Raw genomic sequence first — 23989 nt, 5'->3', positions numbered from 1 at the left:
ACGAGGTGAAGGCTTTCGACGATATTGCACTTGTGACACAGGTGGCTGTGTTTCACAACCGGCGGGCTTTTGATCAGTTGGTTGTGAAATACCAGTCACCTATTCGACGCTTCTTTTTGCTGCAAACGGGTGGCGACGTGGCGCTGAGCGACGATTTAGCGCAAGAAACGTTTGTGAAAGCCTATGTGAGCATCACGCATTTTCAGGGACTTTCGCGTTTCTCAACTTGGCTCTATCGCATTGCCTATAATACATTCTACGATGATGTGCGGCGCCGAAAAATGACAGAAGATATTGACACCTCAGTCGTAGCACAGCATCGTAGCGAAACGTTGCACACTGGATTGAGGTTAGATTTGCAACAGGCTATGCAGGTGCTCTCTGCAAACGAGCGCCTTTGCATCACCTTGCAGTTGGTGGATGGACAGAGCATTGAGCAGATAGCAACGATAACAGGTATGGCGCAAGGAACAATCAAGAGCCATTTGTCGCGTGGAAAGAATAAATTAACGGCCTATTTAAAACAAAATGGATATGATGGATAACGAACAAAACGAACGCTTATTGAAGCAATTTCTCACAGAACGGGTGCCTCAAACGGTAGTCAACGAAGGCTTTTCTTCACGAGTGATACAGCATCTTCCGCCTTCGCGTGAGGGTTGGTTGTCGGCAGTGTGGACAATGTTATGTAGTATAGCCATTGTGGTTTATGTGCTATTAACACCCATATGGTCGCTGTTGCGGGAGCTCTTTTTGAAGGAGATACTCAGTTGTATATTCTTTTTGCACAGACTTTGTTGGGATGTGTTTACGATGTTTTCTGTTTATGTAGGTGTTCTTTTGGGGCTTTTTGTCCTTCTCTACATTGTGTATCCCATAGAGCGGCGTATGATTTGATTCTCTATGACATCTGCAAAAAGGCTTGTGCTTGGCCTCGGATGTGCTTTTATCACGCAAAAGTACACAATAGTAGATGTGGTTATTCATACTGAAATTTTATCCTGTAATATGAGCCTTTTAGCAATAACCTTTTGTTACTTTTAAATAGTTTCAACCCATTCCAAAATAGTGAGTGCCCTCCATAAGGTTTCTTTGCTATCTCAGCTGTTTGTTAGATCTAATGAGAGAGGCGCGGTTGATAGTTAAACTGTCCGTTTGCTCTGTTAACTTATCTTGAATAGCTATCCGTTCTACCCTGATATCGGGTTGGTGGAGTAAAGTTCAGTCCACCCTTCTTATTACTTGTGGGCAACGAATATTTTCCCCATTATCATATACAATCCTGAATTATCTTTTGCTATACGTCCTTTTTATTCTCTCTTCAATATCGAAGGAACTATACAAACATATGACGTATTATGCTGAGCCTTTTTCTTTTAAAATCGTTATTTTGTGCCCTAAGATACTTAAATAATATAAAATAAGAGTGTTATTTTTAGGGAATCGTCTGAATGTTACCAATAGGTAACGTAACTTTGTGGTTACTATTTGGCAACATAAATGTCAAGAATTGAGTGAAAAATAGAGAAAAGACAGAAGAGAAGATACTCGAAGCTGTTAGGAGTATTGTAGAAAGCGAAGGCTTTGAGAAGCTTGGTATTAATACAATAGCTTTAAAAGCTAATGTTTCCAAGATGCTTATCTATAGATATTTTGGAGGGCTTGAAGGGCTTATTGTAAAGTTTGTAATGCAAAAGGATTATTGGGCTAATGCTGATACGATTATGATTAATTCTCAGTGTGTAAAGGATAGCATAATAAAAATGTTCCGCAATCAGATTGATCAAATGCGAAATGATGTAATTTTAAGGCGTTTGTATCGGTGGGAATTGTCTTGTTATAACACAAATATTGATCAGCTTAGGACTAAACGAGAAGAAAACGGATGCGAACTAATCAAAATGATAAGTACATTAACAGGTTGCCCCAATACAGAAGTAGCCTCATTAGCAAGTATACTATCGGCTTCAATCAGTTATTTAACATTGATAGAAGATCAATGTCCGACATATAATGGTATTTGTTTGCAAACAGATGGAGGGTGGAACCAAATTATGCAAGGAGTAGAGATTATAGTTGACTTATGGATAAAAAGTATTCACAAGTGATAAAATTAATTGTTGTATGAGTTATTTTTATGGGAGTTATGAATAATATAATGACGCAGAACTCAGACTATCTCTTTATGATAGAGAATGCTTGTAAGGCACCTTCTGGGCATAATACACAGCCTTGGTTATTTAAGATAAGAGAGGCAGAAATAGATATATATCCAGATTTTTCAAAAGAATTACCTGTTGTCGATCATAATCATCGTGAATTGTTCGTTAGTTTAGGATGTGCAGTAGAGAATCTTTGTGTCGCAGCTCGGGAGAAAGGGTATCATACCGAAGTCAAAGTTATTAAGGATTCTTTTATTCGGGTTCTACTTACAAAAGATAAGAAAAAGCAATCTGACTCTTTATTTCCACAAATTGCTTTGAGACAAACCAATAGAAGCGTTTATGAGGGGAGAGAAATTCCAGAAGATAGTATTAAGATACTGAAAAATATTCCTATTGAACCATCTATCTCTATTTATTTTTATAAGCGGGGAAGTGTTGATTATGAAAGACTCGCTGATATGGTTTATCGTGGTAATAGCTTGCAAATGAATAATGAGGCTTTTAAAACAGAACTTACAACGTGGATGCGGTATAATAAGAAGCATCAGAATAAGACGCGAGATGGTTTAAGTTATGCAACTTTCGGTGCTCCGAATGTTCCCCGTTTTATAGCAAAATTTGTTATGTCGAAAGCAATCAATGAGAAAGCACAGAATAAAGAAGATCGGAAAAAGATAGCCTCATCATCTCACTTCGTTCTTTTTACAACAAAAGATGATACAGTTGAACAATGGATTGGACTTGGTAGAGTTCTGGAACGGATACTATTGTGTTCTACAGCGATGGGCATTGCAAATGCTTATCTTAATCAACCTAATGAAGAAAGTGATGTTGCAAAAGATATGGTAGCGCGGCTTCAAATCCCCAATGAACATCCGACTATTCTGATAAGGTTGGGCTATGGAATGAAAATGCCCTATTCACTAAGGCGTGATTATAAATCATGTATTCTTTTGGCAGAATAAAGCTGTGAATTATGAAGTCAATCTTTATTCATAGCACTATACGTTGTCAAGTAGAAATGAACAGCAGGATTTCAAATTAAGTTTTTGAGGTAGTTTGGATTATATTAATAAAAATATGTCTTAGATATTATTGTCGCTATATTGCTTCCCTCTTAGCTTATATAGGAATTCTGTTTTAACGAGAACTACCATAAGAGAATACCTGCATAGCTTATGTAGGCATTAGGACAGAGAACGTGGCATCATGGTTCGGCTATGGCAATTCCAAAAATATAAAGAGATTCATTTAGACTTGTGGGGCGGGAGTGCATGATGCTTTCTCGCTCCCAATGTGTGTGATGGAATGTTGGTTAGCAGAATATTTTCTTGGAGTATTTCCTCTTATGCGTTTCGCTTGGGTGGATTGCTCGCAGGGGATGATGGAAAGGTGTAATGGGCTTTATGTTATAGCGGCATTCCGTTAGAAAGTTTTCTCGGTGGTGTTGCTGTTAGTAAGCTTTTTAATGGGTTTCGTTGCACTTTCTTTTGACTTTCCCTGCGCATCAAATAGGCCGTAAGTTGTGCGCAACACGCGGAACTCCGTGCGGCGGTTGAGCTGATTGCACACTTCTTGCTGCGCTTTGTCCAACGAGGCGATGAAGGTTTCACTGAGCACATCGCCTGCTTTGAGCCACGGATAGCGCTCGGTGAGTTTCAGCGGAACGATTTTTGGCTTCGATTTTCCATAGCCCACGGCCGTTAGTCGGTCTGCTTGGATACCATGTGCAACGAGATAGTGTACCACATTTTCGGCGCGCTGCTGCGACAGGCGTTGGTTGTAGGGTGCCGAACCACGGTCGTCACAGTGGGCTGAGAGTTCGATGGTGACGTGTGGATTCTCATTCAGTAGAGCCACCAATTGGTCCAATGCGGCAGTAGATTCAGGCAGCAGGGTGGCTTTGTCGAAAGCGTAGAAGATGTTGTCGATGAGCACGGGCGCTTGGATGGAGGCCAAGGGAAATTGCAGCGTGTAGACCTTTGCGCTGTCGATGGTGTCGATATGCAGCGCTTCCTGGTGGTTGAGGAAACCATCGCAGGTGGCTAACAGCAGATAGTCGACGCCGGGTTTCACTACTTTGGTGAACGCCCCGTTGCCGCTTACACTCAACTTTTCGTTCGTTCCATCGTTGCCCACGAGGTAGATTTGTGCCTGTGGCAGTTCGTAGCCATCGCGCTCGTAGACCCATCCCTGAATAGTTTGCGTGACGTCGGGACATTCGAAGCGGTAGAGATGGTCGTAGCCGCGCGCATCGTTGCGGTTGGAGGCGAAGAAACCGCGCATGTGGTGGCCTTCGAAAGTCATGCCGAAATCGTCGGCCGAGCTGTTGACGGGCGCGGGCAGACGGCTGATTTCTATTTCATGGTGCGGTTTAAACGTGGCGCAAAATAAATCCAATCCGCCCAGGCCCGGGTGCCCATCGGAAGAGAAATAAAGGTCGCCATTGGCGCGAAAGGTGGGGAACATTTCGTTGCCCGGCGTGTTGATGGGGGTGCCGAGGTTTTCGATAAAGCCGATGCCCGTGGGCGTTAGCTGTGCACGCCACAAGTCGAGTCCGCCCTGTCCGCCTGGTAAATCCGACACGAAATAGAGCCATTTCCCATCGGGTGAAATGGCAGGATGGGCAAACGTGGCAAGCGTGTCATGTGAGAGACGTAGTGGTTGGGGATTGTTCCAGGTAGCATCGTGGCGCTGGGCTGTCCAGATCTGTGCGTAACGCGGTTGCGAGGGATGAGTGGTGCAGCGCGTGAAAAACATCGTTTGCCCATCGGTTGAAAAGGTGCAAGTGCCATCTTCGTAGGTCGAATTGACCGTGCCAACCACTGGCTCTGGGCGGCTCCATGTGCCTTTGTCGTTTTGTTTTGTGAAAAAGATGTCGCAGCTTTTAGTGCCCGTCACGCCGTTGAGTTCATTGCCTAAAGCCGTTTTGCGCGACGAAGTGAAATAAAGTTGGGTGGTATCGCCCGGCAACAGCATGGGCGCATAGTCGGCTTGCGGCGAATTGAGCGATGCCATTGGCTTCACGCGGTAGTGGCTTTTCTGCGCTTTCCACGCTGCCGCTTGTTGTGCTGACAGCAGGCCGTTGTGCCAAAGCGGGTCGTTAGGTAGTGAGTCTCTCAAGGCTTCGAACGCTCGTGTGGCGTTTTGATATTGGCCAGCCTTGAGCAAAAGACGTGCGAAAGTGAGGCGGTCGTGCAATGTTGGTTGTCCGTAACGCAAGCCCGTTTGGTAGGCAGCGAGTGCGCGTGGTGTAGCATTGAGCCGGTTATAGCAGCGCGCCATTTGCAATGAAACTGCGCCTTTGCGTGCCTTCTCCTTGGACGGTAGCTGCTGATAGACTTTGCGATAGGCAGCCGCCGCATCAGCATATTCGCCTATTTGCCAAAGTTTATCAGCCTTTCGCAGCGTTTGGTCGACACCGCAGGCGCTGAAAATGCTGATTAGCAGCAGAGAAAGCAATGTGCGTATGGTGGGCATGAGCTATACTTTTGCGTCGGTTTTAAAAGGCAAAACAAACTTACAACCCGCTTGCCATTGGCTACATCCGTAGGCAGTGCGCCCCTTAATGATTTGTCCCTTGCTGCAAAGGGGGCAGGGCTGCCCAATGAGACTGTCAGAGGGCGTTAGTGTGGTGGTCTTTTTCTTTGTGGCAACAGATAATTCCTTTTTTGTCGAACGTTTCTTAGTCGGCTTTTTCTTCTCTTCTTCTGTGATGATGGTGACGCGGCGATTGCTATTGTCACGCAGCACGTCGGTCACAATGTTGGTGATTTGTTGCTTCAGTTCGGCAATGAATTGCGCGGCATCATAGCGCTGATGCTCAATGTCACGAAGCTTCTTTTCCCAAATACCCGTTAGCTCGCAGCTTGTGAGTAGCTTTTCATGAATCATGTCAATAAGTTCGATACCCGTGGCGGTCGCGACCAAATTCTTGCGTTCGCGGCGAATGAAATGGCGTTTGAAGAGCGTCTCAATGATGCTTGCGCGGCTCGATGGACGACCAATTCCGTTCTCCTTGAGCGCCAAACGCAGTTCCTCATCGTCGACAAATTTGCCCGCCGTCTCCATGGCACGCAGCAGTGTTGCTTCGGTGTAGAACTTTGGTGGTGTGGTTTGTTTCTCAGTCAAGGTGGGCGTGTGTGGACCGCTTTCCCCTTTCTTAAACGCAGGAAGTACGCCCGTCTCAGGTGTTTCGCCGTCGGAATTCTCTTTCCCGTCGGCATGCTGATAGAGCGCGCGCCAGCCGGGTTCGAGAATTTCTTTGCCCGAAGTTTTAAACGCAATGCCATCTACCTCACCTTGAACGGTCGTGGTAGCAAATTTGCAATCGGGATAGAACACGCTGATGAAACGCATGGCAATGAGGTCGAAGACGTTTTGTTCGCGCTGCGTCAGTCCCATTACGGGAACGCCCGTTGGTATAATGGCGTGGTGATCGGTCACCTTGCTGCTGTCAAACACCTTTTTGCTCTTCGGCAATTGCTTGCTGATGGCCGCCAACTGACGAATGGGTGCTTTGTATTTGGGCTGGCTATCTATCTTCGACTGGCTGAGTCCATTCAGTATCTGCGGGCACTTGGGATAGATGTCCTCGCTGAGGTATTGTGTGTCGACACGCGGATAGGTGGTGAATTTGCGCTCGTAAAGTGTTTGAATGAGGTTGAGCGTGTCTTCTGCGGAATAGCCAAATTTGCGGTTGCAATCCACCTGCAGCGAGGTGAGGTCATACAAAAACGGCGGCGCTTCGGTGCCTTTCTTTTTTTGTACGCTCGTGATTTGCATGGGCTTCCCTTCGATGGTTGCGAAAGCTTGCTCGCCCTCCTCGCGACTTAGAAACTTGCCCGAGGTGGCCGTAAATTGCACATCGCGATAAATCGTGGCCAACACCCAATAAGGCTCTGGCTTGAAGTTGTCAATCTCTTTCTGTCGGTTCACTATCAATGCCAACGTGGGGGTTTGCACGCGACCAATGCTGAGCACCTGTCGGTTCTGTCCATACTTCAGCGTGTAGAGGCGCGTTGCATTCATTCCCAGCAGCCAGTCGCCAATGGCACGGCTCAATCCGGCAAGATAAAGCGGTTCATATTGTTGCTGATCCTTAAGCGAAGCAAAGCCTTGCTTGATGGCTTCGTCGGTCATCGATGAAATCCAAAGTCGTTTCACGGGGCATTTGACGTTAGCCTTTTGCATGACCCAACGTTGAATGAGTTCACCCTCTTGTCCCGCATCACCACAGTTGATAATCTGATCGGCGGCTGCAAATAGTTTCTCGATGATAGCAAATTGCTTGGCTATACCATCGTCGGGAATGAGCTTAATGCCAAATCTGCTCGGTATCATGGGCAATGCACCCAAACTCCAATGCTTCCAGTTCTCTTGATAATCATTGGGTTCTTTCAGCTCACACAGGTGCCCGAAGGTCCAGGTCACCTGGTAACCATTCCCTTCCATGTAGCCATTTTTCGCTTGATTAGCGCCAAGAATGTGTGCAATATCCCTTGCCACACTGGGCTTTTCGGCGATACAAACAATCATATTTCTTTTCGTACTTAGGTTTGCAAAGTTACGAAGAATTGTTGATAAAGTTGTCGCGTGACAAGAATAGCCGCGAAATTGCCGCGCGATTTCTATCATTTTCGTGGCGAATATGCGCGATATTTCCACGCAAATTGGCGCATTGCTTGAAAAAAGAACCGACTTTTGCACCTACTTAAGATTTACTTTGTACCTTTGTATCCCAATCATAAATAAGGTAGGAGCATCATGAGCAAATTGAAGATAGAAATAGATTACGATTTCTGTCAATGGAGCGAACTAACTGAACAGGATAAACAGCTGATTAAACATGCCAAAGAAGCTGTCCGCAACAGCTATGCCAACTATAGCCATTTTCATGTGGGCGCGGCGTTGCTGCTTCACGATGGGCGCATCGTCATCGGTGCCAATCAAGAGAATGCCGCATTCCCGTCAGGACTTTGTGCAGAGCGTGCCGCCATATTTGCAGCACAGTCACAAGCTCCCGAGCAGGCGATTGATGCTATCGCAGTGGCGGCACACAACGAAGAAGCCTTTCTCAACGACCCCATCTCTCCGTGCGGCGCTTGCCGACAAGTCATGCTCGAAATGGAGGATCGCTACAAGCAAAATCTGCGCGTCTTGCTCTATGGGACCGCCGGAATCTACGTTTTTAAGAGCGTCAAAGACCTCATGCCTTTCGCCTTTGTCGATGAGAATATGCGAAAATAGCGCAAGAAGATTGATTTTTTACAAAACATTATGAAAGTAGGACTGTTTGTTCCTTGCTACGTCGATGCGATGTATCCCGAAGCGGGCATCGCAACCTTCAAATTATTAAAGCACTTTGGTATCGAGGTGGTTTACCCCGAGAAACAAACTTGTTGCGGTCAGCCCATGGGTAATGCCGGGTTTGAAGACATGGCCGAGCCCTTGGCCAAGAAGTTTAACGATATGTTTACTGATGTCGACTACGTTGTAGCCCCATCCGCATCGTGCGCCTCGTATGTGAAGTTCTTCCATCCGCGCTTGCTCAAGGGCGAGCACCCCTGTCTTGCCTCCGCAAAGACCATGGACATCGTCGCGTTCCTGCATGATGTGCTCAAGATTAAAGCGCTGCCTGGAAGCTTCCCACATGTGGTCAGCGTGCACAACAGCTGTCACGGCGTGCGCGAATTGCGCCTCTCCGCACCTTCCGAGGAGCACATCGCGCCCTATAATAAGATTGTCGATCTCTTAAAACTGATGAAGGACATCACTGTGCGCGAGCCCGAACGCAAGGATGAGTGCTGCGGCTTTGGTGGGATGTTTGCTATCGAGGAAACCGCTGTGTCGATTCGTATGGGCGAAGACAAGATTGAACGCCATATCGCTACGGGAGCTGAATATGTCACCGGTGCCGATAGTAGTTGCCTCATGCACATGGCTGGTATTGCAAAGCGCAAGAAGAACCCCATACAGTTTGTGCATGTCAGCCAGATTCTGGCCGCTGGATTATAACAGAATGTAGACCAAGAAGAAACGAGCAATGAGTACACTACATGCAAAGAATGCTGCGGCATTCAACAAAAACCCCGAGAAGGTGACGCGCCACGACAAGACATTCTGGAAGGTGCGCATGGACCACGACGCCGCAGCTGCGCAACTACCCGAATGGGAAGCGCTGCGCGACTTGGCCAGTAAGATTAAGAAACACACCATCACGCATCTTCCCCACTACTTAGAGCAGTTCACCGCAAACTTAGAATCGCGCGGCGTCATCGTACATTGGGCGGCCGATGCCAACGAATTCAATGGCATCGTGCTTGATATTCTGCGCGCACACAACGTGAAGAAGCTCATCAAGTCTAAGTCGATGCTCACCGAGGAATGTGCGATGAATCCTTATCTCATCGGACAGGGTATCGATGTTGTTGAAGGCGATTTAGGCGAACGCATTGTGCAACTCAAGAAGCAACGCCCCAGTCACATCGTCATGCCTGCGCTCCACTTAACGCGCGAAGAGGTGGGCGACCTTTTCGAGGAAGAGGGCATCTCACACGAGAAGGGAAACGACGACCCGAGCTATCTCACACATTGTGCGCGTCTCAGTTTGCACCATGAGTTCATGGAAGCAGAGGCCGGCCTCACAGGATGCAACTTTGGGGTGGCCGACACAGGCGACATTGTGGTGTGCACCAACGAAGGGAATGCCGACATGGCCACCTCGATACCCAAACTCCACATTGTGGCGATGGGCATAGAGAAGCTTGTGCCCAACTATGAGAGTCTGGCGGTCTTCCATCGTCTGTTGGCGCGTTGCGGCACAGGACAGCCCGCCACCGCATTCACCTCGCACTTCCGACAGGCACGTCCGGAAGGAGAAATGCATGTGGTGCTGGTCGATAACGGCCGCAGTAACATCTTAGAAAGCGAGGAGCACCAGCAAATCCTGCAATGTATTCGTTGCGGAGCCTGCATGAACACCTGCCCCGTCTATCGGCGCAGTGGCGGACACAGCTATACCTATGTCATTCCAGGGCCGATAGGCGTCAGTCTTGGCATGATGCACAATCCCACGTTTGAGTACAACAACGTAAGCGCCTGCTCGCTCTGCTTGAGCTGTGATAGCGTCTGCCCAGCCAAGGTGGCGCCCGGAAGCCAAATCTATATCTGGCGCCAAAGCTTGTCGCAGATTGGAAAGGCCGATCCGCTGAAGCGCGAAATGTCCGTTGGGATGGATGTGCTCTTTGAGCACCCCGACCTTTATCAGGCGGCGTTGCGCATGGCACCTTTGGCCAATCTCGTGCCCGAGTCGATGACCCATTTCACGCGATTGAACCCTTGGGGCATTGGGCATACGAAGCCCGAGTTTGCTAAGAAGTCCTTCCATCAGTTGTGGAAAGAAGGAAAGGTGGATGGGATGAAACACAAAAAGAAGTAACCGATGAAAAAGGAAGAATTTCTGAAACGCCTGCACAGCAAGCAGGTGACGCCGTTCGATATGCCAGCTATCGACATCAATCCGCTCACGTTCGACGACGTTAAGCGCAAGTTCATTGAGACCTCGGAAGCTGTCGGCGGGCAAGTGATTGAGGCCGCAGTCGGCGACGATCTCAACGCTATCATTCGGAAGGACTACCCCAATGCCAAGCGCTTTGCCAGCAACGTGGCGGGCATCGAAGCCGATGTAAATCCCGACAGCGTGGCCGAAGCGGCCGATTTAGATGGTACGGATGTGGGCATCGTGCAAGGTGCGCTGGGTGTCGCAGAGAATGGTTGCATTTGGGTGCCACAAACGATGAAGGAGAAAGCCGTGTGTTTCATCGCCGAGAACCTTGTGATTTTGCTCTCAAGCAAGGCGCTCGTGAGCAACATGCACGAGGCCTATCGCCGCATCAAAATGACCGACTACGGCTTCGGTACGTTTATCAGCGGTCCCAGCAAGACGGCCGACATCGAGCAAGCGTTGGTCATGGGAGCGCAGGCGAGCCGTTCGGCTACGATTGTGTTGATTGACGACGACGAAAAACAGTAGTGGTTGCGACTTGCGCATGTCTCCTCAAAGTGGAACCAATGTTTAAAGAACAATGCGGATAGACTCATGAAGTCTATCCGCATTTGTTTAATCGAGAGACATTGTGCCGCTATTCAGTTGCCATGCGGCGATAACATTGCGACACAGCTACGTAGCTATTTTTTAGGTGTAATCTCCACCTCGCCATGATCCTTTCCACCGTTCTTCTTCTTATCCTCTGGATTTCCGCCATCCTCAGGTTTCTTGCCATCAGGTTTCTTGCCTGCGTCATCCGGCTTTTTCTTGTCGCCTCCCGGTTTCTTGTCAGGGGCAGGATTCTTGCCCTCGTCCTTTTTCTTATTGCTCGGCAATACCTCTTTCTTGTAGTGGCTTACTTGCTCGTTTATCTTATCGACAAAATCCGCATACTCGGCATCGCCCTCAATTAAGATAAAGGCATTCACCTTGTCCACCAATATGCGATAGGCCTTGTTTGCGTCGTCTTGCGCAGTGCGCAACTGCCCTGTCATTTTCGTTGCGCGCTCGTTCGCACGCAACTCGGAGTGTGTGCGCAACTTGTCGTTGGCCTGCTTCAATGCATCTACCACCTCGACCAAGTTAAGGGCAGTCACCTCTGTCGTAAATTTGTTTTGCAAATCATCAATGAGGTTGAGCAATAGGCCTGTTTCACGGTCTAACTGCATTTTGGGGTCAATCGCATACTCCTTTACCAACATTCCCAAGCGTTTGGCATGCTTCTCAAGCTCGGCATTGGGGTGGTTCTTATAATATTCGATAGCCCTTTGTAAGGCACGATAGTATTTCCCACGCAATTTGTCGGCCGCTTTGATGTCGTGGCTTAGCGCACTTGCTTGGGAAAGCTTCAAAGCCTTGTCCTCAGCTTTCAAAGCGTTCTCTAAGGTTGTCAACTCTGCAGTGACTTTCGCCTTTACCTTTGTGTCGGCTGTAACACGTTTCACCGCGTCAGTAATAAATAAAAAATGAGCTCCATTGTTTAGGTGAGCTAAATCAACATTCTGGATTTTTTTCATATTCATATTTTTTCGTTTATAAAATAGTTAAAAAATAATTTATTCAATAGATTTTCATTTTTAGACTTATTTGCGGAGTGTTCCGCAAACGTGTTTCTACTCGGAATTGACTTGCGGAGTGTTCCGCAAACATGTTTCCACTCGGAATTGGCTTGCGGAGTGTTCCGCAAACGTGTTTCCACTCGGGAATTGACTTGCGGAGTGTTCCGCAAACGTGTTTCCACTCGGGAATTGACTTGCGGAGTGTTCCGCAAATGTGTTTCCATTCGGGAATTGACTTGCGGAGTGTTCCGCAAACGTGTTTCCATTCAGGAATGACTTGCGGAGTGTTCCGCAAGGATGCCGATTTTTGAAATTTGCTTCATACAAGGTTCCTTGCATAGAGGCTGTTAGGTTTGTTGTCTTTTCTTGCATACACTTTGGTTTTTTAGTTGGAAGGTTCATTCCTCCACCACAAAAATAAAGGTTTACATCTAAAAAACCAAGAAAAATGCTTAGAAAAAGAAAAAAAATATATCGAATAACGCAAAAAGGTTAATGCGCAAAGGGAAATCGATTGAGCGCATTCGTTACGAAGCTTGTCATTTCTTCAGTCATGAGTGGATGGCAGGGCAAGCTTAGTTCCGTTTGTGCAATGCGCTCTGTAATAGGCAAGTGGAGGCTGTTCCATGCCGAGAAACAGCGTTGTTTGTGAGGAGGAATAGGGTAGTGGATGTGGGTTTCGATGCCGTTTTCCTCAAGATAGCGTTGTAACTCATCGCGTTGTGTGCAGAAAATAGGAAAAACATGATAGACCGAGTTTAGCGCAGGTAAGAAAATAATTTGTGGGTGATTGATATGGGCTTGATACTGCCGTGCAACCTCTTTGCGGAGTGCATTGTCGGCGTCAAGCTGTTGCAATTTATCCAAGAGAATAGCCGCTTGCCATTCATCCATGCGGCTATTAAGGCCGCGATAGTCATTCGCATAGCGCTTTCGCTCCCCATAATTGGCTATGCTGCGCACCGCAAACGCCAATCGCTCATCATTGGTGGTGACGGCACCTGCATCGCCCAGCGCGCCGAGGTTCTTGCTGGGATAGAAACTGTGCGCAGCGGCGTCGCCGAGACTGCCCGTGTGTTGGCCGCGGAACAATAGGCCGTGGCCTTGCGCATTGTCCTCGATGAGCAGCAGCTGATGCTTGTCGCAAAGCTGCTTGATGGTGTCGGTATAGGCACAAATGCCATAGAGATGCACCAACAACACTGCGCGGGTGCGCGATGTGATGGCGCACTCGAGCAAGCTATCATCGATTTGCATATCGGCCATGCGCGGTTCAATCAACACGGGTGTGAGCCCGTTCTCGGTGATGGCGAGGATTGAGGCGATGAATGTGTTGGCTGGCACAAGCACTTCGTCGCCCGGTTGCAGCCTTCCCAATTCGATATAAGCGCGGAAGATGAGCTGCAAGGCATCGAAGCCATTGCCGCAACCTATGCAATGTTGCGTGCCGATGTAGCGAGCATAGGCTTTTTCGAATTGCGCGGTGGCATCGCCCTTAAGATAACGTCCGCTGCTTAGAAGCTGCTGGGTTGCATGGTTGATGGTGTCGCGGAAGCGTGCATTGAGTTGGCGCAAGGGAAGATATTCAATATTCATAGTGTCCATTCATAGGTGTCACAGCAGATTGTTCGTCCGCCAAAACCTTCCTTTTGGTAAATTAAGTTTGTATTGAGGTAGCGACCTTCGTGCTCGGTTGATTTGCCAAAGTCAAAATAGTCGCGATGCACATAACGTTCGGTAATAAGTTTGTGCAACAGCGCATCGAGGGCGTGCTGCTGGCGACCAAGCTTGCTCGTGGCAAGATATTGCGTGTGCACGGTGGCGCCATAGTCGTAGACGACAGCCCCAGCAAGTAGCGTTGCAGTTTGTCGTGCGATAAAGAGTTGAATGTTTTGTGGAAACCGTGCGTGCAGCAAGCGCATCTCTTCTATGGTGTGTGTCGGCAGGGTGTGGTGGCGTTGTTGCAGGTTTTCGGTGAGTAGCAGCCAAAAATCTTCCCAGCGGTGGCTTTCTTCGACGATAATACCCTCGGCTGTAGCCTTGCGAACCCCCGTGCGGCGGTCTTTCCGCCAGGCGAGAGGCTGTTGCAAGTTAATAACGGTAGAGGCCTCTCGAGCAACAAGTTGTGGATGTGCCGTGCGAAAGATGGCATAAAGGTCTTCTTCGGTGGGAAGGCTGTGGAAAGGCCATGGCGCAGGTTTATAGACCATTTTCTGAAAGCCACAAGCTTTTAGATGAGCCAGAATTTGTGTGAACACATCGACGACAGGCGCGCACGTGGCCGAAGGTTGCAAAAGCAGTCCACCGAAAGTGAGTCCCTGATGGGAATAAAACGTGCGCCCCACGGCATGGCCAGGGAGCACTGCATAGAGCTGGTTGTGGCGATAAACCATGAGGGAATGATCGGTGAAACGTTGCTTGTGATAGTCCATGTAAGGACGAAGAAACAAGAAAAGACCGTTTTTAGCCGTGTGCACAAAGGAATCCCACTCGGCGGCTTGGCTGGGCTGATAGGCGCTTACTTCAAACATTGTCGATAGGCCTTGAAGTGGGCATAATCGTTGATATAGCCCTCGGTATTATAGAGATCTTCGGCCAGTACAAGGCAGATGGCGTCGGGCGAGAAGTGGCTGAGCTGGCTCCACATGCCTTTTTCGATGAGCAAGCCTTGTTGGGGGCGGTTCAGCACGTAGTCGCAACGTTGCGTGCCATCGTCTAAGGTCACCACAAACGAGCCACAAATGGGCACAATCACTTCGCTGCATTGCAAATGGGCATGACCACCACGCGTGGCATTTGTGGGCACATGGTTGATGAAGAAGACGCGCTGAATGGCGAAGGGGAGTTGTTTCGCCACTTCAGCGACAAAAAGATTGCCGCGTTCGTCGGCAATCTTGTTGAAATAGATGCGTGGGGCTTCGTTTGCGCCACGCATCTCTTGCGGGGTTACGGGGGTCATTTTCGTTGTGGAGGTCTACGGAATGATGGTTTGGGCGAGGCGCTTGGCTTTGCTCCTTAGCGCATCGATGTCGCTCCCCACTTCGTCATAGCAGAGCACAATCCCCATGCGGCGGCCAATGTGCTGCGTGGGTTTTCCGAATATCCTCACGCGCGTTCTATCCTCGCTGAGGGCTGTGTCGAGGTGATATTCGGGCGCGCTGTCGGTCGTCTTCTTTGCTAAGACCACCGCACTGCAGCCGCAATGCTCCAGATGGATGGCGGGAATGGGCCATCCCATGATGGCTCTGAGATGCAATTCAAATTCGCTGAGATTGGTGGTGTGGCCGAGCGTCACCATGCCTGTGTCGTGAGGACGTGGGCTAAGTTCTGAGAAGATAATCTCTCCGCGCTTGGTCTTAAAGAACTCTACGCCCCAGATGCCGTAGCCGGTGAGTGCCTCGGTCACCTTTCCAGCCATGGCTTCGGCTTGCTTGAGCGCGCAAGCGTCAATCGCATAGGGTTGCCAGCTTTCACGGTAATCGCCACCTTGTTGCGTGTGTCCGATAGGGGGACAAAAGAGCGTTTGACCATGTTTCTGGGTGACGGTGAGCAAAGTAAACTCGGAATCGAAGTCGATAAACTCTTCGATAATCACTTCCTTCACATCGCCGCGGCCTTCCTCCATGGCATCATGGAAAGCCTGTTCTAATTCAGCTTCGTTATGCACGTAACTTTGTCCGTGACCGCTTGAACTCATGAGTGGCTTAACGACGCATGGGAATCCAATGTCTTCGGCTGCGGCTTTAAACTCGGAAAATGTCTTGGCATAGTGGTACTTGGCTGTGCGGATGCCCAGTTCGCGCGATGCTAAGTCGCGAATGGCTCTGCGGTTCATCGTAAAGTTGGCTGCGCGTGCCGACGGAACCACCTGGATGCCCTGCTTTTCGAAATCGAAGAGCTTCTCGGTTCGGATGGCTTCAATCTCGGGGACAATGATGTCGGGCTTATGCTTGTCGACAACTTGCGCCAAGGTTGCGCCATCGAGCATATTGAATATTTCACACGTATCGGCCACTTGCATGGCTGGCGCAAAGGGATATTTGTCGCAGGCCACGACATAGAGACCCGCCCGCTTGGCCGCGATGGTGAATTCTTTGCCTAATTCACCCGACCCTAATAGCATAATCTTTTTCATTGTTGTTGCGGTTTGAGGTTAGTAGAGGTGTCTATGCAGAAAGTTGCTTGCGATAGACACCTTTTTGTTGTTTCTATTTCTTTCCGTACATTTCCTCGTAGTAGCGTTGATAATCCCCCGAGGTAACTTCCTTGATCCATTCTTGATGAGCAAGATTCCACTCGATGGTTTTCACGATACCATCTGCGAACTTCGTTTCCGGATACCAACCAAGCTCTTGTTTGATTTTTGTTGGGTCAATCGCATAGCGTTGGTCGTGTCCCAATCGATCGGCAACGTAAGTAATGAGGTCATTATTAATCCAACTGATGTCGATATCGCCTTGCGCATCCTTAACTTGTTTGCGCAACACCGCGCGAAGTTCTTTCTGCGTTGCCATCATGTTGCGGATGGTTTCGATGGTGAGTTTCACGATGTCGATATTCGTCATCTCGTTGTGTCCGCCAACATTATACACTTCGCCATCGCGTCCCTTGCGCACAACTAAGTCAATCGCCTTGCAATGGTCTTCAACATAGAGCCAATCGCGCACGTTTAAACCTTGCCCGTAGACGGGGAGCGGTTTCCCTTCTAAGATATTGTTGATCATCAGCGGAATGAGCTTCTCCGGGAAGTGGTAGGGGCCGTAGTTGTTGGAACAGCGCGTAATCGTGGTGGGCAAATGATAGGTATCGTGATAAGCCATGACAATCATATCGGCGCTGGCCTTGCTCGCGCTGTATGGGCTGTGTGGACATAGTGGCGTGCGCTCTGTAAAGTAACCTTCGGCGCCCAGCGAACCGTAAACCTCGTCGGTAGATACTTGATGATAGCGCTTTCCGGCCTTAAACGTGGGATAACCTTGCTCATCCTTTCCCGTCATCCAGCTTTTCTTTGCCGCATCTAACAAGTTCTGCGTGCCTAAGATGTTAACGCTTAAGAAAAGTTGTGGGTCTTCGATGCTGCGATCAACATGACTCTCGGCGGCAAAGTTAACCACGAAGTCGATGTTGTGTTCCGCAAAGAGCTGTTCGGCGAGTTGGCTGTCGCGAATGTCTCCCTTCACGAAAACACAGCGTTTACCGTCGATGTCATCTTTAATCGTACCGAGATTTCCGGCGTAGGTCAAGGCATCGAGCACCACGACCTTCACATTTTCATCGTTTTTATACTTCTTATGAAGCAAATACTTCACAAAATTAGCGCCGATAAAGCCGGCAGCTCCTGTTACAAGATACGTTTTCATAAACTATCATTTAATTTGTTTTGTTCCTAATGTAATCACTTCGCAATCATCAAACTTATTGCCGTTGATGGTGAGCCTCACGAGTGTGCGTTGCTGATGCCAGCCCTGCAAGCCTGCCGCACCGGGATTGATGTGGAGCAGATGGAGGTTTTTGTCCGACATCACCTTTAAGATATGCGAATGTCCTGAGATGAAAAGCTGCGGCGGATTGGCGTATATCGTCTGTCGAATGCTACTATCATAACGCCCGGGATAGCCGGCAATATGTTTCATCAGCACGTCAACCTCCTCACATTTGAAGCGCAAAACTTCGGGGTAGCGAGCGCGAATATCATATCCATCAACGTTCCCATAGACCGCTCTGAACTGAGGCCCCATCGCCTCGAAGCGATTGCATAACGCCAAGGAACCGATGTCACCTGCATGCCAAATCTCGTCACATTCGCATAGATATTGCTCATATTTGTCGTCCCAATAAGCGTGTGTGTCACTGATGATGCCGATTTTCTTCATAGGTTGAAGCGTTGTCGAACGAAGGCTGCAATGAAGTTTGCCGTCTCCTCTAAACCCAATCGGCTGCTGTTCACGCAGAGATCGTAGCTGTTGGCCGCGCCCCATCGCTTACCGGTGTAGTAATTATAATAGGTGGCGCGTGCCTCTTCTTTTGCCGTAATAAACTTGTGTGCCACTTCTTCGTTGCAATTTCTGCGTTCCATCACGCGTGCTATGCGGTCGTTGAGGTCGGCTGTCACAAAGATATCGAGCCTGTTTTTGTGCTCGCGGAGGATGTAATCAGCGGTCCTTCCCACAAAGATACAGTTGCCTTCGGCTGCGGCTTTTAAAATCGCATCGCTTTGAAACTGATATAAGCTCTCTTGGGATAGGTCGTTTTTATAGAAGTTGTTTTCGCCGATGAGCGGCACGTTAGCGTGGAACAGCGTGCGGAAAAAGCCCGTCTTCTCGTCGTTTTGTTCAAAAAACTTCTCGCTAAATCCACTTTCTTTGGCAGCTAAGTTGAGCAACTCGCGGTCATAGAGTTGATAACCAAAGCAAGTAGCGAGTTGTGTTGCGATGATATGTCCACCGCTCCCAATCTGCCTTCCAATGTTCAGGATGATGTTCTTGTTCTCCATGTGTTTATTGTAGCTGTTGTTGTTGGAATTTCTTCATATAATGTTTCATCATCCATGCAGCGATAACGGTTGAAATAAAATCGCTCGTCGGCATGGCATACCACACGCCATCCACATGATAAAACAGGGGCAGAATGGCCAAACAAGGAAGTAAAATCAATAATTGTCTGGACAAAGAGAGAAAGATGCTCACCTTCACTTTGCCAATACTTTGGAAGAAGTTTGTGATGACCATCTGGCAGCCCACGATAGGATAAACCAACATGGCGAGACGAATGGCCTTGATGCCCAATTGAATGAGCGTGGGGTCTTTCGTGAATGCGCGTGCGCAATAATAGGGGCCAAACATGGCAATGAGCCATCCGGCGGTCATAATGGCGGTAGCTGCAACCATCGATAGCTTCACCACACGCAACATTCTATCTAACTTCTGCGCACCATAATTATATCCAGCAATCGGTTGCATGCCTTGTGTCACACCCATTACGAGCATCGCAAAAATGATAATGATGCGGTTGGCGATCCCGAATGCACCCACATCGAGGTCGTTGCCATAATGCACCAACTGCAAGTTGATGAAGATAACCACCACGGTAGCACACACATTCATGGCAAACGGCGAGATGCCTATGCTGATGATATTCTTCACTAAGTCGCGGCGTAGCCTATAGATACCGCGCTTCAAATGCAGCAACTCCTTGGAATTGCTAAACACTTTCATCTGCCACACCAACGCAATAATCTGTGCCAATATCGTGGCATAGGCCGCTCCGGCGATGCCCCAGTCAAAAAGAATGATAAAAATGTAGTCGAGCAGCGTGTTCATCAGCACGGTGAAGATGGTGGCAAACATTGCTAAGCGGGGCTTACTTGCCGCACGAAGGATGGCATTCATGCCAAAATACATGTGCGAAAATACGTTACCCGCTAAGATAATCACCATGTAGTCGCGTGCAAAAGGCAACGTGGCGTGGCTTGCTCCGAAGAACAAAAGTATGGGGTCGAGAAATAAAAGTGTGACAATCGAAAATGCGATACCGATAATCAAGTTCAAGGTGATGGTGTTCCCTAAGATGTTTTCTGCCGTAGCATAGTCTTTTTGTCCCAACTTCACCGAGATGGAAGTGGCGGCACCTATGCCCACCGCTGCACCAAAGGCACTGGCCAAATTCATAAAAGGAAAAGTGATGGCCAAGCCCGAGATGGCTAAAGGACCTAAACGTTGGCCAATAAAAACGCTGTCCACAATGTTGTAAAGCGATGCAGCCGTCATGGCTACAATAGCGGGTAACGCGTATTGTAGCAATAATTTTCCAACGGGTTGTGTTCCTAACTGTAGGGTGGCCTCTTTATTGTCCATGTTGCAAAAGTACGAAATAAATTTCATTCTTGTTTCACATTCCTACGATAAAAAGGCTTGATGAAAGGGAACTTTTCCTACCTTTGTCCCAAATAATAACGCATTTTCAACACTAAAGTGGAAACAAGCGTTGCAAAACAGAGTAGGTAATGATTATCAAACAAAAAAGAATATGACGTTCAGACACGAGGAAACACCGCAAGGGGGCCGCTTTTTCATCAGCGCAAACAATGAAAACTATGGCCATATCGACTATGAGTGGCAAGGTGATGTGATGGCAATTACACACACTGTTGTAGCACCAGCCCATCAAGGAAAAGGCATTGCAAAAATGTTGTTAGACGAAGTGGCACGCTATGCGCGTCTCCATCAAAAGAAACTGCGTGCCGTCTGCCCTTATGTTGTGAAGATGTTTGCACGCGATGCGGCCTATGATGATGTGAAAGTGGAGTAGTTCCGTTTACAAAAATAACAAGAAAAATTTAAAGAACAAAAATTATAATGGTATGATTTTGTTTGTTATATTTACAAAATCAATAAAAATAGCCCTTTTTTTTGTTTGAAATTAAAATTAAAAATTCTATTTTTGCATTGTCCAATAAAAATCTCATAATATCATTCTCAATATAAAAATTGCAGAGGCTCAATTTTATTTTTTATATTAAACAAGAATTTTAATTTGAATATATATAGCATGAACTATTACGCGTTATCACTGCTTAACATAATCATCTTCCTTGTTATCTCCATCAGTAAGCATTTCAAGGTTATGCATTTTCGTGGAATACTTTTGTGGATAGTAGTCGTACTTACATGCATAGAAATCTATTTTTTGTGGCAGGTTAGACATCAAAAAATACGAAGAGAAAAAATATTAACTGTAGGATACATCCTTATAAATATTACTTATGTTATTTGTTCGAGCCTTGAACTTATTTAAGTGCAATCTTTGTATTTTGATTTTATGCCTTAATAGTAGCGTCTCCGCATTGAAAAAAACGAATAGATTTTCAACAGCCATTGCTATAAATAATAATAATTTTCAACTGAAAACGGCTAACTTTGCGGCAAAGCGACATCGGGAGATATGCACCGTGGCAGCATAAACATCGGCTTTATTCAGGATTAACAACACAATAAGAAGCATGCACGGCGGTGCACAAACGCCCGCTCCATTTGGGATAGCCAACACAATTTTATCATTTCCCAAGTTTCCTACATTGGTTTTGAAATCGAAACCTAAATAATTCATATATTAAAGGTTATTTTCGAAGGCTTTACATTAATAGTACTACCCACATGCAAGCGATACCCACTATTGTCATGAGGCACCCTCCTATACAAAATAGCCATGTTCTTCGTTTCCATTTTTTATGCCATTGTTCATCCTCTTTCTCAAATTCTTTGAAATATTTCAGGTAAATATCATTTGAAAATACGGCTTTATAGGCTGGAATATAACATATAAGTATGGGAATACCTATAATACACAAAATTATAATCTTATTAACCATTCCCCAATAGCGGAAAACAATACCCGACAGGATAAATGACAAAACTACGGGATATCCTGAATAAAAATATCCAAACCAATGATTTGCCCAACCGATATGGTAGCCCACTTCTTTATCATAGTAAAACTTATTCATTATTTTTTGTGCCTGTGGCAAGCGGCTTTCGTATTTCTTTCTATATTTTTTTGTAAAAAAGAGCTTGGGAATGGGTGATAATACTATATCAACAATGCGCCCTATAAAGTCTCCAAACTTTATATCATTTAACCATATACAGTAATGTACTGCATTTAAAAAATATGCAAACCTACTTCTATTCATACCATATAAAACGTTTATCTTCCATATAAGCCATCCACAGCGCCTGTTCCTATCCAACTTGCACTGAAAGAACCTGCAACACTACCGATTGCACCGCCGATTATAGCACCAGGGAAAATTCCACCTCCTCCAAAACAAATGCCAATAGCTGCACCTGCTTTCATACCTAGAGCTCCCCCAGCTGCTGCACCAGCCCATCCGCTTGCAACATCTGCTGTAGCTCTAATAGTATTATAGCCATTCGTATAGCCATAGTTCGTATAGTCTTGATAGTCTGTATAGGCACCGAAGCCTATTTGATATATATTTATCGAACCTCCGATTCGCCCCGTCCATTTTGTAATTGAACTTCCTGCTTTTGATAACCGAATTGTTCTAACATACTGGTTACCATAAAAGCCTTGCTGATTAGCTGCATGCCAATAGAATCGACCATTGCTACCAATCGTGGAGTTTCCTGCATTCTTTTTCAATGATGTTCCTATACCATCTATGACCGTGTTTACACCAGCAGCAACCGTTAACACTCCAAATTTTGAAGCAGGGCGCCCGCCAACAACGATAACTTCATAAGTTCCGTCTTCATGGGTTACAACAGAAACACTCACAGGTTGACTTCCCTCATCTCCATGCATGGAATGATTCAATGTGCCTATCATCAGCCCTTGCATGGCTCCTTGCAGGAAGTCACCACCGGTTGCCCATGCAACGACACTGCCCATAGCAGTGGTTGAGGCAATCATAATAGAGTTATCTAATTTGATACCTTTGGCATAAGACCCTATGCCCGATGCTACTGCACCGGCAATAAAGCTACTTGTGAAGCTACCATTATCTAAAGCGGAGAGCACACCTGAGGCTAAACCATGAGCACCTGCGCGCAGTAATTCATTCCCAAATGTCGTAGTAGCATTGCTGAACAATCCTCCTATGCCCCAGCTTGCGGCTGATGACAGCAAGCTAAACGCACCTGCTTTCCAAACGTTTCCACCTGTAGCTGCAGCCTGCATCATGCTGCTTGCCACACTAAAGATGGTAAAGGCGATAGTTGCATCATCAATGACAAAGGCTTCACCTGATGGATCGGTATACTTCAATGGGTTATTCAAACAATAACTGTAGCGGTTGTAACGCTGTGCGTTGTCGGGCATTTGCACAAAGTTATCGGGACTAAGGAAACGGCCAAGTACTGGGTCATAGAGGCGACCATTCATGTTGATAATGTCGAAATCGTTCAACATTTCATGCCCCGTATAGCCGCGTTGTAAACCAATCTTGTTAAGTTTAATGGTTTGTTTACCCCACGCATCATAGCTTGCTTCAAACACTTTTTTGCATCTTCATCTATATTCCCCGTAATGTTTCTTGATCTTATTTACGATTTCAGCTGTATGCTTGTTCCTGTAATATCGGTAGAAACGAGGATGTTAGGGTTCTTTTCTCCCGCTATGATGAGGCTTGGTGAGGGTGATAATGGTGATGATTGCGCATATTTTGGAATACTATCTACAAACCCCATACGTTTAATACGGTTGCCTGCGCCATCATATCCATATTTAATCTGTCGCTGTCCGAATGAGGAGAGCGTCATAAAAAGCATAATGGCAAGTGCAATACACTTTAGGTTAGAATACATCATAACGTCAATAGTTCGTTAATTCAATGATTTTTGTTAACAATGATGAATTTAATACTTTTTCTTGTTCACTCAAAATATTTTAGAGAAAAAGTTTAGAAGAATGGCGTAATGGATAGATGATAGGGAGAAATAATCAGCCTACCGGGAATTATTTCACCGCTTTTGCAAAATAATCTCATCCATATTACGCCGTAATATGGTGCATTTTACACCGTAACTAATCAATGAAAATGAAGAAGTATAGGAGTTGGCGCAAACTAACTGATAATGAGGAGGAAATACATAAATCAGCATAATACTGCTCTATTTGTAAAGGGCAGAAATATGCAGATTTAGGCAGAAGTTCAGTTGCCAGAGTGTTACCTTGTTTTGATGTAGGTAACGATGGTG

24 protein-coding genes are annotated in these 23989 nt (G+C 46.8%); 9 read left to right on the top strand and 15 right to left on the bottom strand.

From position 1 onward, the window contains the following. Positions 1 to 5: 5 nt before the first annotated feature. The 4 genes from X919_RS0110915 to X919_RS0110900 all read left to right on the top strand — a co-directional run bounded on the left by X919_RS0110915 (position 6) and on the right by X919_RS0110900 (position 3130). Positions 6 to 545, top strand: coding sequence for an RNA polymerase sigma factor (locus X919_RS0110915; protein WP_028900134.1), 540 nt, complete (start codon positions 6 to 8; stop codon positions 543 to 545). Beyond that, entirely contained in the window at positions 535 to 897 is a 363-nt protein-coding gene (locus tag X919_RS0110910; protein WP_172642734.1) for a DUF5056 domain-containing protein, read from the top strand. The genes X919_RS0110915 and X919_RS0110910 overlap by 11 nt, the downstream gene beginning before the upstream one ends. 617 nt (positions 898 to 1514) lie before the next feature. Beyond that, the gene (locus tag X919_RS0110905) at positions 1515 to 2108 is read left to right on the top strand and encodes a TetR/AcrR family transcriptional regulator (protein WP_028900132.1); all 594 of its coding nucleotides are present in this window, start codon (positions 1515 to 1517) and stop codon (positions 2106 to 2108) included. Between the two features lie 29 nt (positions 2109 to 2137). Beyond that, complete coding sequence (locus tag X919_RS0110900) at positions 2138 to 3130, top strand: Acg family FMN-binding oxidoreductase (protein ID WP_028900131.1); 993 nt, start codon at positions 2138 to 2140, stop codon at positions 3128 to 3130. A gap of 460 nt (positions 3131 to 3590) precedes the next feature. On the opposite strand, the gene X919_RS0110895 is transcribed toward X919_RS0110900, so the two are convergent. Next, positions 3591 to 5645 carry a PorE family type IX secretion system protein gene (locus X919_RS0110895; protein WP_028900130.1) on the bottom strand — a complete coding sequence of 685 codons (2055 nt, stop codon included), beginning with the start codon at positions 5643 to 5645 and terminating at the stop codon, positions 3591 to 3593. Positions 5646 to 5648: 3 nt separating this feature from the next. Then, positions 5649 to 7703 (bottom strand): DNA topoisomerase 3, encoded by a 2055-nt coding sequence (locus X919_RS0110890; RefSeq protein ID WP_028900129.1) that lies wholly within the window; start codon positions 7701 to 7703, stop codon positions 5649 to 5651. A 228-nt stretch (positions 7704 to 7931) separates the two neighbouring features. Between X919_RS0110890 and cdd the strand changes: the two genes are divergently transcribed. Genes cdd through X919_RS0110870 form a run of 4 tightly spaced genes read left to right on the top strand, consistent with a single transcriptional unit; the run spans position 7932 to position 11199 of the window. Beyond that, positions 7932 to 8414 (top strand): cytidine deaminase, encoded by a 483-nt coding sequence (gene cdd, locus X919_RS0110885; protein ID WP_028900128.1) that lies wholly within the window; start codon positions 7932 to 7934, stop codon positions 8412 to 8414. A 30-nt stretch (positions 8415 to 8444) separates the two neighbouring features. After that, complete coding sequence (locus tag X919_RS0110880; RefSeq protein WP_028900127.1) at positions 8445 to 9182, top strand: (Fe-S)-binding protein; 738 nt, start codon at positions 8445 to 8447, stop codon at positions 9180 to 9182. A gap of 28 nt (positions 9183 to 9210) precedes the next feature. Further along, the gene (locus X919_RS0110875; protein WP_028900126.1) at positions 9211 to 10605 is read left to right on the top strand and encodes a lactate utilization protein B; all 1395 of its coding nucleotides are present in this window, start codon (positions 9211 to 9213) and stop codon (positions 10603 to 10605) included. A gap of 3 nt (positions 10606 to 10608) precedes the next feature. Continuing rightward, a complete protein-coding gene (locus X919_RS0110870) occupies positions 10609 to 11199 on the top strand; it encodes a LutC/YkgG family protein (RefSeq protein WP_028900125.1) in 591 nt (196 codons plus the stop codon). A 155-nt stretch (positions 11200 to 11354) separates the two neighbouring features. On the opposite strand, the gene X919_RS0110865 is transcribed toward X919_RS0110870, so the two are convergent. The 9 genes from X919_RS0110865 to X919_RS0110820 form a co-directional block, all read right to left on the bottom strand. Next, the gene (locus X919_RS0110865) at positions 11355 to 12236 is read right to left on the bottom strand and encodes a DUF6261 family protein (RefSeq protein ID WP_371212593.1); all 882 of its coding nucleotides are present in this window, start codon (positions 12234 to 12236) and stop codon (positions 11355 to 11357) included. 528 nt (positions 12237 to 12764) lie between these two features. Then, entirely contained in the window at positions 12765 to 13868 is a 1104-nt protein-coding gene (locus tag X919_RS0110855) for a DegT/DnrJ/EryC1/StrS family aminotransferase (protein WP_028900122.1), read from the bottom strand. Next, complete coding sequence (locus X919_RS0110850; RefSeq protein WP_028900121.1) at positions 13865 to 14803, bottom strand: GNAT family N-acetyltransferase; 939 nt, start codon at positions 14801 to 14803, stop codon at positions 13865 to 13867. Before X919_RS0110850 ends, X919_RS0110855 begins: the two co-directional genes overlap by 4 nt. Further along, positions 14791 to 15231, bottom strand: coding sequence for a sugar 3,4-ketoisomerase (locus tag X919_RS0110845; RefSeq protein WP_371212592.1), 441 nt, complete (start codon positions 15229 to 15231; stop codon positions 14791 to 14793). Before X919_RS0110845 ends, X919_RS0110850 begins: the two co-directional genes overlap by 13 nt. Positions 15232 to 15246: 15 nt before the next feature. Continuing rightward, positions 15247 to 16407: a formate-dependent phosphoribosylglycinamide formyltransferase gene (gene purT, locus X919_RS0110840; RefSeq protein WP_028900120.1), complete on the bottom strand. Its 1161-nt coding sequence runs from the start codon at positions 16405 to 16407 to the stop codon at positions 15247 to 15249. 73 nt (positions 16408 to 16480) lie between these two features. Further along, on the bottom strand, positions 16481 to 17632 hold the full coding sequence (gene rfbB / locus X919_RS0110835; RefSeq protein WP_028900119.1) for a dTDP-glucose 4,6-dehydratase: 1152 nt from the start codon (positions 17630 to 17632) through the stop codon (positions 16481 to 16483). Positions 17633 to 17638: 6 nt separating this feature from the next. Continuing rightward, positions 17639 to 18145 (bottom strand): metallophosphoesterase family protein, encoded by a 507-nt coding sequence (locus X919_RS0110830; RefSeq protein ID WP_028900118.1) that lies wholly within the window; start codon positions 18143 to 18145, stop codon positions 17639 to 17641. Continuing rightward, positions 18142 to 18765, bottom strand: a complete 624-nt coding sequence (locus X919_RS0110825) for a cytidylate kinase-like family protein (RefSeq protein WP_028900117.1) — start codon at positions 18763 to 18765, stop codon at positions 18142 to 18144. The genes X919_RS0110830 and X919_RS0110825 overlap by 4 nt, the downstream gene beginning before the upstream one ends. Positions 18766 to 18769: 4 nt before the next feature. Beyond that, positions 18770 to 20125 (bottom strand): MATE family efflux transporter, encoded by a 1356-nt coding sequence (locus X919_RS0110820; RefSeq protein WP_028900116.1) that lies wholly within the window; start codon positions 20123 to 20125, stop codon positions 18770 to 18772. A gap of 172 nt (positions 20126 to 20297) precedes the next feature. Between X919_RS0110820 and X919_RS0110815 the strand changes: the two genes are divergently transcribed. Then, positions 20298 to 20579: a GNAT family N-acetyltransferase gene (locus X919_RS0110815; RefSeq protein ID WP_028900115.1), complete on the top strand. Its 282-nt coding sequence runs from the start codon at positions 20298 to 20300 to the stop codon at positions 20577 to 20579. Positions 20580 to 21167: 588 nt separating this feature from the next. Here the strand turns inward: X919_RS0110815 and X919_RS0110800 are convergent. Genes X919_RS0110800 through X919_RS0110785 form a run of 4 tightly spaced genes read right to left on the bottom strand, consistent with a single transcriptional unit; the run spans position 21168 to position 23560 of the window. After that, complete coding sequence (locus X919_RS0110800; RefSeq protein WP_028900114.1) at positions 21168 to 21377, bottom strand: hypothetical protein; 210 nt, start codon at positions 21375 to 21377, stop codon at positions 21168 to 21170. A 25-nt stretch (positions 21378 to 21402) separates the two neighbouring features. Further along, entirely contained in the window at positions 21403 to 21960 is a 558-nt protein-coding gene (locus X919_RS0110795; RefSeq protein WP_028900113.1) for a hypothetical protein, read from the bottom strand. A gap of 14 nt (positions 21961 to 21974) precedes the next feature. Next, a complete protein-coding gene (locus X919_RS15705) occupies positions 21975 to 23288 on the bottom strand; it encodes an RHS repeat-associated core domain-containing protein (protein ID WP_051502511.1) in 1314 nt (437 codons plus the stop codon). Positions 23289 to 23335: 47 nt separating this feature from the next. Next, positions 23336 to 23560 carry a hypothetical protein gene (locus X919_RS0110785; protein ID WP_216592160.1) on the bottom strand — a complete coding sequence of 75 codons (225 nt, stop codon included), beginning with the start codon at positions 23558 to 23560 and terminating at the stop codon, positions 23336 to 23338. Positions 23561 to 23989: the final 429 nt, after the last annotated feature.

Source organism: Prevotella sp. HJM029, from assembly GCF_000599605.1.
Taxonomy (GTDB): Bacteria; Bacteroidota; Bacteroidia; order Bacteroidales; family Bacteroidaceae; genus Prevotella.
This window is presented reverse-complemented; position numbering and strand designations above follow the sequence as displayed.